Annotated in this window: 10 protein-coding genes and 4 pseudogenes; 8 read left to right on the top strand and 6 right to left on the bottom strand. The window is 64.7% G+C overall.

Features of this window, described 5'->3' with window-relative positions; translation table 11 throughout:
- Positions 1-969: 969 nt before the first annotated feature.
- Positions 970-1,180: pseudogene (locus ACWFR3_RS09790) on the bottom strand (DNA primase); the annotation flags it as partial.
- Positions 1,181-1,292: 112 nt separating this feature from the next.
- Here ACWFR3_RS09790 and pyrF point away from each other — a divergent pair.
- A complete protein-coding gene (pyrF, locus tag ACWFR3_RS09795; RefSeq protein ID WP_453734040.1) occupies positions 1,293-1,994 on the top strand; it encodes an orotidine-5'-phosphate decarboxylase in 702 nt (233 codons plus the stop codon).
- A 26-nt stretch (positions 1,995-2,020) separates the two neighbouring features.
- Here the strand turns inward: pyrF and ACWFR3_RS09800 are convergent, their stop codons facing one another.
- The 3 genes and pseudogenes from ACWFR3_RS09800 to ACWFR3_RS09810 form a co-directional block, all read right to left on the bottom strand.
- Complete coding sequence (locus ACWFR3_RS09800; protein ID WP_453734041.1) at positions 2,021-3,145, bottom strand: IS630 family transposase; 1,125 nt, start codon at positions 3,143-3,145, stop codon at positions 2,021-2,023.
- A gap of 90 nt (positions 3,146-3,235) precedes the next feature.
- Positions 3,236-4,446, bottom strand: a pseudogene (locus tag ACWFR3_RS09805) (DNA primase family protein); the annotation flags it as partial.
- On the bottom strand, positions 4,443-5,132 hold the full coding sequence (locus tag ACWFR3_RS09810; protein WP_453734042.1) for a bifunctional DNA primase/polymerase: 690 nt from the start codon (positions 5,130-5,132) through the stop codon (positions 4,443-4,445). The pseudogene ACWFR3_RS09805 and the gene ACWFR3_RS09810, both read right to left, overlap by 4 nt.
- A 361-nt stretch (positions 5,133-5,493) precedes the next feature.
- On the opposite strand from ACWFR3_RS09810, the gene ACWFR3_RS09815 reads away from it, so the two are divergent.
- The 4 genes from ACWFR3_RS09815 (at position 5,494) to ACWFR3_RS09830 (ending at position 10,375) form a co-directional block, all read left to right on the top strand.
- Entirely contained in the window at positions 5,494-5,997 is a 504-nt protein-coding gene (locus ACWFR3_RS09815) for a hypothetical protein (RefSeq protein WP_453734043.1), read from the top strand.
- 25 nt (positions 5,998-6,022) lie between these two features.
- Positions 6,023-6,598 carry a hypothetical protein gene (locus tag ACWFR3_RS09820; protein ID WP_453734044.1) on the top strand — a complete coding sequence of 192 codons (576 nt, stop codon included), beginning with the start codon at positions 6,023-6,025 and terminating at the stop codon, positions 6,596-6,598.
- Positions 6,599-6,870: 272 nt separating this feature from the next.
- Complete coding sequence (locus ACWFR3_RS09825) at positions 6,871-9,135, top strand: glycoside hydrolase domain-containing protein (RefSeq protein WP_453734045.1); 2,265 nt, start codon at positions 6,871-6,873, stop codon at positions 9,133-9,135.
- A gap of 490 nt (positions 9,136-9,625) precedes the next feature.
- Positions 9,626-10,375 carry a hypothetical protein gene (locus tag ACWFR3_RS09830; protein ID WP_453734046.1) on the top strand — a complete coding sequence of 250 codons (750 nt, stop codon included), beginning with the start codon at positions 9,626-9,628 and terminating at the stop codon, positions 10,373-10,375.
- 219 nt (positions 10,376-10,594) lie between these two features.
- Here the strand turns inward: ACWFR3_RS09830 and ACWFR3_RS09835 are convergent.
- Positions 10,595-10,726 (bottom strand): annotated as a pseudogene (locus ACWFR3_RS09835) (DnaJ C-terminal domain-containing protein); the annotation flags it as partial.
- Positions 10,727-11,205: 479 nt separating this feature from the next.
- Between ACWFR3_RS09835 and ACWFR3_RS09840 the strand changes: the two are divergent.
- Entirely contained in the window at positions 11,206-11,460 is a 255-nt protein-coding gene (locus tag ACWFR3_RS09840; RefSeq protein ID WP_453734047.1) for a hypothetical protein, read from the top strand.
- A gap of 240 nt (positions 11,461-11,700) precedes the next feature.
- Positions 11,701-12,486: a DUF4253 domain-containing protein gene (locus ACWFR3_RS09845; protein ID WP_453734048.1), complete on the top strand. Its 786-nt coding sequence runs from the start codon at positions 11,701-11,703 to the stop codon at positions 12,484-12,486.
- A gap of 286 nt (positions 12,487-12,772) precedes the next feature.
- On the opposite strand, the pseudogene ACWFR3_RS09850 reads toward ACWFR3_RS09845, so the two are convergent.
- Positions 12,773-12,889: pseudogene (locus ACWFR3_RS09850) on the bottom strand (IS5/IS1182 family transposase); the annotation flags it as partial.
- A 97-nt stretch (positions 12,890-12,986) separates the two neighbouring features.
- On the opposite strand from ACWFR3_RS09850, the gene ACWFR3_RS09855 reads away from it, so the two are divergent.
- Entirely contained in the window at positions 12,987-13,538 is a 552-nt protein-coding gene (locus ACWFR3_RS09855) for a hypothetical protein (protein ID WP_453734049.1), read from the top strand.
- Positions 13,539-13,902: the final 364 nt, after the last annotated feature.

Consider the following 13,902-nt stretch of genomic DNA (forward strand, 5'->3'; position numbering starts at 1 on the left):
AACCGGAATTGCTCCGCAATTCAGAATTCCGGCTCCGCCGGAATTCCCGGGTCAACTCCGTTGCCCCGGGCCCGAATTCGCTCCGCGATTCGGGCGGAAACGGGATTCGCTCCGCGAATCCCTCGGGCTGGCTGCGCGGGAGGGTCCGGGGAGTTTTTGTGTCTCTCCCGTAGTCCTGACCGGCCGTCAATACCGGTACCCTTCAGCCGGTTTCTGATCCCCCGGCTCCGCGCGCTCTGTTCTCGAATAGAGCTCCACCGTAAAGCCCGTGAGGGTTGCGGTACAAGAGTGTGAGGAAGCACAAAACTATGGGAATTTCGGGAGATCGCCTCCCTCCTCTGGGAGCACGAGGGGCCTCGGAGCCGGTCAAGGCCGGCTCGTTCGTCCAGCTCCTGGCCTCGGGGCAGCCCGAGGTTGTACCGCTCAGGCGGACCCGCCCGGGGTGCCGGGGCTCTCTGAATCGGTTTCAGGGTGGTCTGATGTTCTCCTGTCGAACGGTGCGTCTGCTGCAGTATTCTGGACCCTTTTTGACGCTGCCTCAATGATCTCTCTTTTATGCCACAATAACTCGCATGCCGAAGAAGGATGTGTGGGTTCGGGCCGGCGGAAAGACCTTTACTGCCGACACTATTAGGGAATGGACGACAGCGAACCCTGCTATCTCCAAGTCAAGGTGACTGGAGCGGGAGTCTTTGAAAATCCGTGGCCGTATTCCATACCGGGATGAGGAATTGACCGACGAGGAGCGGCGGCGTTACTCCGATTCCATGCTGCCTGTGGTTGTCGCGCAAGGGCTCCTCGACGCGATCGCGGCCTGTGCGGCGGACGGCGGGCATCGGCTGCTCAGCTTCGAGGACAACTCTGCGTGTACGGAGGCGAGTTGGGTGCGTAGCGAGTTGGGCAGGAGCGGGCTGCCGCCACAGCGGCGTGCGGATGCAGGGCCTTCGGTTACCGCGCACACGACGGCGTCGGACGTCGAAGGCCTGATCCCTTCGTCCGAGCACCAGCGGCCGTAGGTCTCGTACAGCAGCTTCTGCTCCACGCGCAGGTCCGCGCCGCCGTCGGTGCCCCTGGTGCAGCACTCGGTGAGGAAGCGGCCGATGTGGTCCTCGGTGGTCTCGTAGGCGGCGGTGGCCACGCGCACGGAGGCCGGGCCGGTCAGCGGGTCGCGGGTGGCTAGTGCTGTGACCGCATAGGTTCACCGGGTTGGACTGCCAGGGTTACTGGTGAGCGCGGTCTGCCGCGACGCAGGCCGCTGACGCCTCCAACGCCGCGTGGGTGACAATGACGCCGTGGAGCCAACCAGTCGGATCATCGTTGCTTTGGATTTTGACAACCGCCGAGCGGCTGACGAAGTCGTCGACCGGCTTGGTGAGGAGTGTCGCTTTTACAAGGTCGGGATGGAGCTGCTCACGGCGGCCGGGCCGGACCTGATCGAGCACCTCGTAGCCAAGGGCAAGGAGGTCTTCCTGGACCTGAAGCTCTTCGAGATCCCGAGCTCTGTGGCTGGCGCCGTCCGCGCCGCTGGTGCTCTGGGTGTCTCCATGGTGACCGTCCACAGTATGGGCGGCATCGGCATCATGTCCGCCGCTGTCGCCGCGGCTCGCGACTTTCCACACCTTCGCGTGCTGGCCCTGACCGTCGTCACCAGCATGACGAGCTCCGATCTCGCTGACATCGGCATCACCGGCTCAACCTCGACCGAGGAGCAGGTGTTGCGGCTGGCCCGGCTGGCGGAAGGTGCTGGTTGCCATGGCGTGATGGCATCGCCGCAGGAAGCCGGGCCGCTGCGTGGTGTGCTGGGAGCCGGAACCCTGATCGTCACGCCGGGAGTCGCGCTTCCTGGTGAGTCCCCAGGCGAGCACGCCCGCCCCGGCACCCCACGTGCTGCCGTTGCCTCTGGTGCGTCACATGTTGTCGTGGGCCGGACGGTCACCCGTGCCGCGGACCCGGCGGCCGCATTCCGGCTCGTCCGCGCCAACCTGGAGCCGTGAGCGGAAACGATCACCGGACTGGATGGTCAGGCCGCTGCAGGCGAGAGCGGTCGGCCGCCCCAGCGGATGCCCTTCTCGCTGCGGATGCGGGCGCGTTCTTTGCGTTGGGCGGCCAGGACATCGGGGTGGCGGGCGTTGGCGTTGCGCCAGCGTAGATAGGCGTGCAGTGCACGCGTCTGGACGATGTGGTTCGGGTGGTTGGAGTTCGCCAGGGTGAACTGCCGCAGCGGCCCGAAGTGCGCCTCGATCGGATTCGCCCAGGAGGCGTTCGTCGGGGTGAAGCACAGCTCGGTCTTGTTCTTCCGCGCCCACTTGCGGATCTTGCTGCCCTTGTGTGCGGAGAGGTTGTCCAGGATCACGTAGATCGGGGCGCCGTCGGGGCGTGCTGCCCGGATGGATTTCAGCGCGGCCAGGGACTGGGCGGCGCCCTTGTGGCGGCGGTTGACGCCCCACAGGGTGTCGTCGCCGGCCGAGTAGCAGCCGTGGAAGTAGGTGATCCCGTGGGTGCGGTGGTAGGTCGCCGGGACTCGGTCGGTCCGGCCCGCCTTCGCCCAGCAGGACCCGCCGGTGGGGCGGATGCCGAGCGGTCCGAACTCGTCGAAGGCGAAGACCCGGTCGGGGAGGTGGTCCAGGACGTGCTCGATCCGGTCGAGCTTGGCATCGCGGTCTGGGTCGGTGGACTCCTTCCAGGTCTTGGTGCGCTGGAAGGTGATCCCGCAGCGGGCGAGAAGACATCGCAGGGCCTCGCGGCCGATACGGATCAACCGGCCGTGGATGCGGTGCAGATAGGCGGCGAGTTTACGGATCGACCAGCGGGTAAAGGGCTGGCCGAGCTTGGTCGGGCGGGTGGTAGCCGTCTGGATGACGAAGTCCTCGTCATCAGTGCTGAGCCGGCGGGGACGGCCTCCCGCCCATCGAGGGTCCAGGCAGGCCAGGCCGATCTCGTTGAACCGGTGGATCACGTCGCGGACTGTGTCCTCGTCGGCCTGCACCAGTTGAGCGATCACCGGTACTCGGTTGCCGCCAGCTGAAGCCAGCAGCACCATCGCGCGCCGGTAGCGCACCGTACTGGTACTGCCCCGGCGCACGATCCGCTGTAACTGCTGGCCTTCCAGATCTGTCAGTCTCCGGACCCTGACCGGCTCCGCCACCACGCCTCCCCGCACCTTGGATGTCCACCCAGATCCAACCGGTCCGGACCGTGCCACCGCCAACCCGGTGAACCTATGCGGTCAGAGCACTAGGTAGCGGCGGGCGCCGTGGATCAGCCAGTGCAGGATGCCCGGACCCTCGTCACGGACGAGCTCGGCGGCCAGGTTGTCGATCTTGCGTTCGTCGGGGACGCTCCGCTCGAAGGGGATGATCCGCATGCGGCGCCAGAACGCGTAGCCGCCGGTGCCCACTTCGGGACGGTGGTTGCCCAGCAGCCACAGCTTGTGCGTGGGCGTGAAGGTGAAGAAGTTCTGCCGCATCCGCCGCGCGGTGATGGTGTCGCCGCCGGTCAGCAGCTTGACGCGGGCCTCGTTGAATTTGTCGTTGGGCTTGAGCTCGCTGCACACCACGATGCGCCGGCCGTGCAGCTCGGTCAGCTCCGTGGAGTGCTCGGTGAACTTGCCCTTCTCCATCAGGAATCCCGGCGGGGCGGCGTTGGCGTAGTCGCCCAGGAGCTGCGTCATCACGTCCAGCAGCACCGACTTGCCGTTGGCGCCCGAGCCGTAGAGGAAGGGCAGCACTTGCGCACCGACGTCCCCGGTGATCGAGTAGCCGAGCAGCAGGTGCAGGAAGCGCGTGGTCTCCAGGCCCTTCGTGTCGTTGCCGAAGGTGTCGCGCAGGAAGCTGTCCCAGCGCGGAATCGGCATGGCGTGGGGGGCGACGAGGGTGGCGCGGGAGTGCATGTCGGTGAGCGGGTCGGGCTTGCGGAGTGTTCCGGTGCGCAGGTCGACGACGCCGGCGGGGGTGCGCAGGGCGTAGATGTCGCCGTCCAGGATCTCCGGGTCCAGGCGCAGCCGGGCGCGGCCTGCGCTTGGTACAGCAGGGATTTGAGACCGGAGGTGGATTCGGAGTGCCGCCGGTGCGCGGCCAGCTGCCGGTCGGTGAACCGGCCCGCCGGGTCATGGTCGGGGATCTGCTCGGCCATCTCGCCGGCCGCCCACACCGCTGCTTCGTCACCGCCGGTCAGCTTCCACCGCTACTCGTCCCAGGAATGCCAGCCCATGCCGATCACGTAGCGGAACTGGTCGCGGTAGAGGCGGGCGAACAGCTTGGCGTTGCCCCGGTCGGTCAGAGAGGTAGGCATCAGCCCGCCCGGGACTGGGGCTGCGGACGGGTAGCCGGCGTCGGTCTGCTGCGCCGGGAGGCCGGGATGTGCAACGGGCAGCGTGAAGTCCAGGCTCTGCTGGTGGATCTGGGCGGCGGCCGCTTCGGCGTCGAAGCGGGCGGGCTCGGCGCTCATGAACGTCCTCGGGGATGAAGTGGGCGCTGCGCGCCTGCAGACAGAGCGGACTCGATGATCGTCAGGTTGCGGTGCTCCCGGGCCGGGCGCGCGGTACGGGCCGCCTCCAGCAGCAACTGGCGTACTTCCGCCTCAGTGAGGTGGCCGCCCCGGACCAGGCCGCCGGCCGTGTAGGCGGCACGGTTGAGCTTTTCCATGAAGCTCGCGCCTTCCGGCACGGCCCCGCAGGCGGCGACCTCGGCCACCAGCGGATCCAGGAGACGGCCGGCGCCCTTCACCGAACGGCGCCGGCGCGGGCGTGAGGCATCGGGTACGGCGGCGGGCTGCGGCATCGGAGCGGGGACGTGGCGGGTGCGGACGAGTTCGTCGGCCAGCCACTGCGGCAGCGGCGCCGGGTAACGGACATCTCCCACAGGTCGGTAACTGCCCGCGGTGGTCCGGGTTGCAGGGGCGACGATGTAGCCGTTATCGGAACGCACGTCCACCTGCCAGGCCAGTGCCGTCTTCGGACTCGACCCCGTGGAAGAGCGGTAGCGGGTGGCAGGGTCTGGGTTGCGATACCAGATGTGCAGCCCGCCGGACGGGGTGCGCACCCGCAGCGTTCCCGTGTCCTCCACCGGGCTGGGCTGACCGCGGAGCGCGGCCAGCAGCGCCAGGCAGGAGACCTCGGTTCTGTGCTGCCACACCGCGTTGGCCCATCCGCCGCATGGACCTGAACTAGCCAAACCCTGCGGACCAGAGGATGAGGTTCCGGCCTCCGCTTCACAGTCCCTGCACAACATTCCCACTGGTCCCACCGGTTTCAGCCGGGGCAGATGGGGCTCCGGTGAGGGAGCTGTTCCGGCCAATCACTGAGGCTGCGCTCATGTAAGCAGACCGATAGGTATAGACCGCAGGCTTACAGTGCTTCCGATCAGTGGAACGGTACTGAGTTTGGCGCCAGAAACGCCGTCCCGCTTGATCGCCAGGGGGGGGGAAGCTGAGCAGTCATTGCTCACCCCTGGGACTGCACTTCTCGACTCCATCTGCAGAAGGGGTTCCTCTGCCATGCCCAGATCCAAAACTGCCCTGCGTGCGGCTATCACCGGCACAGTTCTGGCTGCGGCCGTTCTGGCCACGCCACAAGCAGTCGCTACCGACCGGCCGGAGCTCCGAATCGCCCCCGACGCAACTGCCTCAGCCCAGGCGTTCGCCGAGGACAACCCGGAGGCTGTTGCTGCGGCGGCAACGGTCTGTGGATCGGGGTACGCGTTTCGGAACGCGGTAGCCCTGCCCGACAGCACGCGCCTCGGAACCCTCTTCGTCTACGAGAACGGGGGCAAGGGGTGCGCCATTCTCGACAACAACACTGGCGAATCCGAGTACATGTACCTCAAGATCTGCAAGGTCGGTGGCACAGGGTGCGACACCGACTCGGGCAACTTCAGCGAGTATGCAGGCCCCGTCTACGTCAGCAGCTTCGCCTGCGCACCGGTCACGGCCAAGATGGGCGAGACCTCCTCGCGCCTCTACATCAACTACAAGAGCGACAGGCTCTTCCCCTGTGGCTGACAGAGCAGCCGGCCGTAGCCGGACAGTGATCGGTGCACTGATCGTCACCTCGCTCGCGTCGCTCGCTCTGAGCGGGTGTGGCACGCAAGGCGGAGCAGCTGCGGCGGGAGACAAGACATCAGCCGCTACGAAGCACTCCGAAACCCCGTCCCCCGAAGCGAAACCCAGCGGCGGGACCGCGCTCAGCCAAGACGAGAAACTCGTGCAGGAGAAGGTGAAGCAGCGGGCGAAGAACGCTGCGAGCGGAGAACCAGTCGGGCCGAAGAACACCAAAGCGCCTGAGCCCGAGGACTACGGGTTCGGCCCAGCAGCAGCTACAGCAGAGCACGGCGAGGTCATCGCCTACGCCCCTCGGTTGCAGGGTGGCCGGGTGATCGTACCCGTTACCATCGAGAATTCCGGGCCGGGGCGCGCTGCGTATAACGTCAAGGTCATCGCTGAGGGAAAGGGTTCTTCGGCAGACATGATCGTGACGCTGAAGGCTCCTAGCGTCTTCCCGGGCTCGACATGGCCGACACAGGCAGACCTCGCTGATGCCGAAAGAGGAAGCGTCAAGGACCTCAAGGTCACTTTGAAGGTCACCAAAAAGAATCTCGCCTGACGGGAAACTGGTCCCGGCCTTGTACATGGAACATCCTCCTTACAGGGCCGGCGGCCTAGAAGCGGACTTATCGTCCGCTGCCGAATCAATGTGAGGCCCCGAAAGCGCAGATCCCTCTCCGGGCAACTTCCCGGCATGCAGCTCTGCGCCTCCCAAATTCCCAGCGAGGATCAAACTCGATCGGGCAGCGCCTCTGTGTGCATCTCCTGTCATCAGGCACACCGCGTGGATCCGTAGAGCCCCTCGCCCTGCCTGATGACAGGAGATGGCTCATGGCCGATGAAATGGTACTGCGCGCCCAGAGGTTCATTAACACCACCTACGGAAATGGTTCCACGCTTGGCATAGCGAAGCTTGAGGAGAACGGTAAGACCAGTTGGACGGTCATGTACGCCCTCACCCGGGCGTTGCAGTATGAGATGGGCCTTACCTCACTGTCCGACAACTTCGGCCCGGCCACCCTCGCGGCAATCGGCGAGAAGTACGGAAAACTGAACGCAAGCACTATTCCGTCGGCAAACTTCTGCCGTGTAATCCAGTCAGCTCTGTACTGCAAGGGATATGACGGCGGTGACATCGACGGCAAGTACAGTACTCGTGTCAAGGACGCCGTGTGGAAGCTGAAGTACGACATGGGGTCGTACATTCCCTATCCGGACGATGCGCTGTGGCCAAAGGTAGTCAAAGGCCTCTTCAACATGGACGCCTATGTCACCGTCAATGGCGGTACGGAGGGAATCCGTATTATCCAGCAGTGGCTGAACGGTCACTACCTCCTACGCAAAGATTTCTATGCCATTCCTTGTGACGGAAACCACTCTCGCGACGTAGCCAAGTCGCTTCTTCTGGCCATCCAGTACGAACTGGGCATGGCCGATGGTGTCGCAAATGGAGTATTCGGACCTGGAACACAGTCCGGGCTGAAAAACCACACGGTGTCCTTGGGTGACTCCAGCGTGTGGGTGCAACTCTTCACCGCTGCCATGGAACTCAACAAGCGGCCAGTCAACTTCGCTACTTCCTTTCAGGGCGTTCTGGAAGATGCGGTCCGAGTGTTCCAAGCCTTCCTCAAGTTGCCGGTAACCGGGAAAGGCGACTTCCAGACGTGGTCCTCCCTGCTGGTCTCATACGGAGATCAGTCCCGCCAGGGCGAGGCGTGCGACGGCGTCACCAAGATCACCCCGGCGCGCGCCCAAGCCTTGAAAAGCGCTGGCTACAAGTACATTGGCCGGTACTTGTACAATCCGTTCCCGGACGGGGACCTGCGTGAGAAGGAAATCCAGCCGGGCGAGCTGGCAACAATCAAGGAATACGGACTTCGCTGCTTCCCGATCTACCAGACATGGGCCCGATCGGTTGACTACTACAGCCCTAAACAGGGAATCGCGGACTGCATGAACGCCGCATTCAAGGCTGAAGAGCATGGGTTCAAACCGGGAAGTAGGATCTATTTCGCGGTCGACTATGATGCAGTCAACGACGAAGTCACCTCGCATATTCTCCCGTACTTCAAGTCCATCAGTGAACAAATGGACCGGATGGGGAGCCCTTACAAGCTCGGTATCTATGGCCCCCGCAACGCCTGTACCCGAGTCTCCGACGCTGGGCATGCCGGTGCTAGTTTCGTTTCCAACATGTCATCGGGATTCTCTGGAAACCTGGGCTACTCGATGCCCACGAACTGGTCTTTTGACCAGATCGTGACGAAGTGGGTCGGTTCCGGCGACGGGAAGATCGAGATCGACAACAATATGGCGTCCGGACGGGACACCGGTCAGGGAGACTTTGATGCCTCTCCGTCCGCGAAGCTCGACATCGGATTCAGTCTGGCCCACTGGGAGTCCTTGCTCAAGGAAGCCGACGACTACATGGAGTCCATCGGCCGGCCGACGAGCGGCGGGTCATCAGGTGATGGCTACGTTTACACCAGGAAGCAGTGCCTGGAAACCATCATTTCCTACGACGACGTGATTACATCGTCGTCCCGCAGGTACCGCATGCGCAAGGCGCTGATCCAGACCGCGGCGTTCTGGGAGTTCTGCCACTACAACCAATGGGACGTAGTCCAGGATGCTGGTGTGGTCTGGTACTACACCGGGGCCATACCGGACTGGGGCAAGGACCTTCCTGGTGTCAACAAGCTGACGGATAGCGCCACCGGCGTTGCCAAGATGAAAAGCCGCACATGCATCCTGTCCCGGAACAACTCCATACGGTCTGGAATACTCGACGGAGACATCCTGGACCCGGCCAAGGGATCCGATGTATGGGCGACATGGCAGAAGAACAATCAGAACAACTCCTTCAACTTGGGCAACGTCGCACATGCGCACATCTGGGGAGCGGACGGCAAGAAGGGCGATCCTGTTGAGGAAAGCAAAATTCGCCGTCCCGTACTCGACTATACGGACGACGAGACCTACGAAGTACTGCGCCGGTACCAGGGGTCAGGCCCGGTGGCAGAGAAGGATGCAAAATTGCGCATGCCTCTCTATGCCATATTCGAGAAGTATAACCGCATCATCCGTGGAGCCTGACGCATCATGACGACAGCATCCGGCCAATATGACGGTGCGGTGCTGGTCTCCTTCATTACGGGAGGGCTTCTTGCCGTAGTTGCCCTCACCGTTTACCTGTGCTCAGCGGTCGCTAAGGGACGCCGGAATCTGCGCAATCCGGCGTCCCTGTGGCGGGATCTTTGTATCTTGTTCGTCACCGCATCACTTGGCCTCTACGTATGGGGATGCCTCCGCATATTCTTCCTTTACGGGAAAGAAGGTGGAGAAGACTGCTTTTCATTGAGAGACTTGGAAGAAGGGGTGGAACTGGATGAAGTCAGCCGTTCTTTCATTCCCCTTCGCCTCGTCTGTCACATGTCCGACGGTCGCAGTAATTCCATAGTCCTCCCGGACTACCTGAACCCGTCCATAGCAGTTTTCCTGCTACTCGCTGTGGCGGCCGGAACTATCTCAGCCACGTTCCATCGCAAGCAATCCAGGTCACCGTCTCGGAGAAGGGAACATCCCCTTGAGCCTCACTGATGTAACTCGCAGACGTGCCCTCACAACAGCCGTCGGTGTCACTGCCGCTGTAGGCCTCGCTTCTGCTGGCCCCTTGGCGCCCATAGCTGCCGCAGCCCCCGATCCCTTCAAGAATGACGAGTTGAAGGCGGCCCTGCGTCGCCTCAAAGACCGCCGCCGCCGCAACCTCACCGGCCGACCCTCTGCCAACCGGTGGGATATGCAGAAGGCTGTCGATGCGGGAGGGGACATCGCGATGTGTCCAGTACCCGGCACCATGCTGAACGTCGCAGTGCGCAAAGGTGACACGGAATCAATTCTCGTCCATGTGATCCGCCGCTTCCACTACGAGGTCGACGAGCTCCGGGAAGGCGATGTCATCGGCTGGCGTGCGCCCGGAACAGTTCGCAAGGGCCTGCCTGAAGGTAACCAAGCTTCCGGGACAGCCGTCCAGATCCGCCCTGGTCACTACCCGACGGGCGTGAAGGGCGGATTCTTCCTGCACCAGGAGATCGTGATACGAGACATCCTCGGTGAACTAGAGGGCACTGTTCGCTGGGCCGGCGACGACCCTAAGCCGGATGAATCCCTCTTCTACATCGACGTGCCTCCAGGCGACACGCGCCTGAATCGTGTCGCAGCCAAACTGCGGGGATGGCGAGAGCAACCGGGGAAGGGAGCAGGCGGACAAATCGACGTCCTGGCCAACAACCGGCGCAACGCTGCGAAGTCGTTGATGCGCCAGCAATCGCGTTAGAGCTGACAGCGCGACCTATTGAGGGCGCGTCCGCTCCGCGCTTACGAGGCGGTCCGGAGCCCGCCCCGTAAGCGCGGTCGTGTACGTGTCTGCTCCGCGCACGTGTGAGTGGTCCCTGAGTAGACCGGGACGCGAGACAGCGTTGCTTTGCGCAAGATAGACGGGGAGCGGTTGGAGCCCGGCGGCCCGGAGGCTGACATCTCGCTCTGCGCGGGACGATCAGTCGGTGACGTGCACAATGACGTACAGGTCTCCGGGGGCGCCTCCATGGTTCGCCGGTGCGCCGAGTCCCCTGATCCGGATCTTCTGCCCGTCCTTGACGCCGGCGGGGATGCGGACCTTGCAGGTGCGCCGCTTCGAACGGAATCAGGGTCTCTAGGCGGGCGCCCCTGATCCAGGCGCCCGGCGGATCGCGGTGCAAGGCCACAATGTCCCGGCGCCGCAACGCCTGGCCGAGGGCGGCCTTGGTGAACGAGCGGCAGGTGGTGACGAACAGGGCGACATCCGATCGGGTATGCAACCGTCGGCCGCGGTGTGGCTTCGAGGCTTCCCGTGAGTGGTCCAACGCCCCCAACGGGGCTATGGGTGGGTGGGGTCGCTCGTGAGGCGAGCGATGGCCTGAGCGAAAGGCTGTCGCTCAGCCTGCTGCGCCGTCGCCGGCGGTGCGGGCTCACCGCCCCCGCTCCCGCAACAGCCGCACGGTGCAGCTGCTGTTGTGCCGCGCTCGCGTGGTCGGTGCCGCCGTTTCCCCTGGCCCCGGACACTGCTCCCCCTCAGGTTGTCGCTCCCCACCGCTTTCATGACAGCACCCGGCACTGACAGCCGCCCCGGTGTCGCGATCATCAGACCGAAAATCGCTGGCCGAACACCAACTGCTTTACACGTACGAGGAGTTGGCTGCCCGGAATCGTGCTTCCGCGCCGCGGCCCCGTCCGGTACCCGGACCCACCACCTACGTCGCTTCCTACTACCGGGCCGACGGCACCCGCGTGCGCGGGCACCGGAGGTCCCTCAGCTCCGCCGCCGCGGCGGGCACCGGAGGCGGGATCATCCTGCTGATCCTTCTTCTGCTGCTGGACCTGTAACCCTGCGGTCGTCGAGGCGTCCAAGCGGCGCTGGGTTTGCAACCCACAGGCGCCCAGAAGGTTCCGTACGGCGAAGTACACCGCGGCAGCGCAAGGTCAGGGACAGCGCGATACCGACTGGCCACAGCCGCCAACCACGCCGCTCGCCGCGGCGCATCGAATTGGGGATCGCCCTCAGGCTCACGGCTGCACGCAGCTGTACATAGCTGCACTGTCAGCGCCGGCGTCTACGGTGCGACCATGTCGTTTGCCCTGCCCGACGGCCTGCCTCCCGGCCGGTTTCTGCCTTCCGGTCCTGCACGCGTGTGGGTCTCCGACGCATTCCCGCATGACATTGAGCGTCTGTGGCGTCGCCTGCTGAGCGAGCAAACAGCCTGGGGGCTGGTTCCGCTCCTGTGCTGGCCCGATGCCATGGGAAGCCCGGTCTGTCCGGCCGACATAGATGCCGTCCGCCTGGAGGATGTGCTGGCCACGGATTTCGCCGAGTACCGGCGCCAGAGGCTGCCCTTGTGGATGGATCCGACACCGGCTCCGGTGCCCGAAGGCGTAGAGCCGTGGCCGCACGACCCTGGTCCGCCTTTCGAGCAGTGGCCGGGTCTGGCACCGCAGGTGCCGACTGCCCCCGCAGACCCGAGGTCCGAGGAGGCGGCGGCGAGCCTGTTGGCCCGGCTTATCGAGACGGACCCGTTCGGGCTGGACGAGTGCCGCCTCGTACTCGTCCCTGCCCGTCGCAGCAGCGACGCTCTGGCGTCGATCGGCTGGTCCGCGCAGGCGCCATTGCCTCTGCTGTGTGCGCTCCTGCGGAGCTGGGAGGCCCGCTTCGGCGCCCGGGTCGTGGCGGTGGTCGGCAGTGAGCTGCACGTGTCGGTCGCGCGACCTCCCGTTGAGGCGGATCACGCGAACCTGCTCGCCTTGGAACACGTGCTCTCGACCGCGAACAACATCGTCGATGACCCACCCACACCGTTCCCCGATTACGCCGACAATCTTGTGGGACGGACTTCCTGGTCGTTCTGGTGGGATTAGGCATGACTACCGACAGGGCTGCCACGCATGCCCGCTCCGGGGGTGGCGCATGGTCCGCTGCGCTTCGCACAGCCCTTGCGAGGAGTGTGCGTTGGATGCGAGACACGTCGGGGCGTGCGCCAGCGAACCCCAGGGCATCTTCACCGCCTACCGGCGAACGACCCGCCCCTGTCGGTCGGGGAGTCGATCAGCGTCTCACCCTGCCGCGGATGGCCTGGAGGCCCAGACCAAGCCGGACCGGCTCGACGAAGCGCGAAGCCATCTCCCTATACTTACCGGCCGCGTGGATCGCATCTGCCCCGTCGCGCCGCAGCGTGGTCAGCAGCTTGCCGGAGTAGCGCGGGCTCAGTCCCCCCCGGAACGGAGTGCAGGTCGGTTCCGATGGCGGGATCACGCGCGCCACATCATGGTCATCGCTCAGGCCGGCTGTCTTAATGCCGAGGCAATCCCGCAGTTACGGTGATCGTGGCAGTCCGCAGACAGCAAGGCCGGGGGAAATCATGGATCGACCGCTGCTGTTCCTTGACGTGGACGGGCCGCTCAACCCCTACGCGGCCAAGCCGGAGAGGCGTCCCGACGGCTACACCACACTCAGAGTTCCTCGGAACGACGCCCATGAGGACGACAGGGGCCTGTCGTCCCGACGACGCCCCCTGCGTGTGTGGCTCAACCCGGAGCACGGCGGGATTCTGCTCCGGCTCGGCTTCGAACTGTGCTGGGCCACCACATGGATGGACGATGCCAATCGATGGATCGCACCGGTTCTCGGCCTTCCGGAACTGCCGTTCGTCGACTTCGGCGACGTTCTTCTGCAAGAGCGCCCTGATGGAGTCCACTGGAAGACCGGACCGCTGGTGGACTACGCAGACGGCCGTCCTTTCGCCTGGGTGGACGATGAACAGAGTGAGCTGGACCAGACGTACGTGACCGCCCACCATCAAGGGCCCGGCCTCCTGCAACACGTCAACCCGCGAATCGGCCTCCGGGAGAACGACTTCCGCGCGCTCGCCGGCTTCGCGCGTTGCCTCGACACCTCACGAACCAGCGGCTGAACGCCTCGCCAGCTCTGCTGGTTGCTCTGCGCACGTAGCCAACATCTTTTCGGCACAGCTCGTGGCGCTGTGCTCTTTCGGCGTGGGGCTACGGATTCGCCGCCGAGGTCGCTACTTCGGTCTTGGCCGGGGTGTCCCCGTGCGTTGCCCTGCTGGTGCTTGGTGTTTGTCAGGTGTTGCCCTCAAGTACCCGCTGTAGGTGCCCTCTTTGGCGTCTCGGATGTGTAGCGCGGGCAGTGCTCGGGTGTGTGGTGGGGCAGTGGGGGTGGTCCTTCCGCATGTTCTGTGCGGAGGTCGGGGGCCCTGCGTGTGATGCTGATGCCGCGGGGGTTCGTGTCGGCAATGTCGGCATCCGAGCGGAGGG

Source organism: Streptomyces sp. NPDC055189 (assembly GCF_053606765.1).

Coding starts and splice junctions, on each gene's coding strand:
- ACWFR3_RS09845 (WP_453734048.1), top strand. CDS start 11,701: ATGTCGTTTGCCCTGCCCGACGGCCTGCCTCCCGGCCGGTTTCTGCCT.
- ACWFR3_RS09815 (WP_453734043.1), top strand. CDS start 5,494: ATGCCCAGATCCAAAACTGCCCTGCGTGCGGCTATCACCGGCACAGTT.
- ACWFR3_RS09825 (WP_453734045.1), top strand. CDS start 6,871: ATGGCCGATGAAATGGTACTGCGCGCCCAGAGGTTCATTAACACCACC.
- ACWFR3_RS09855 (WP_453734049.1), top strand. CDS start 12,987: ATGGATCGACCGCTGCTGTTCCTTGACGTGGACGGGCCGCTCAACCCC.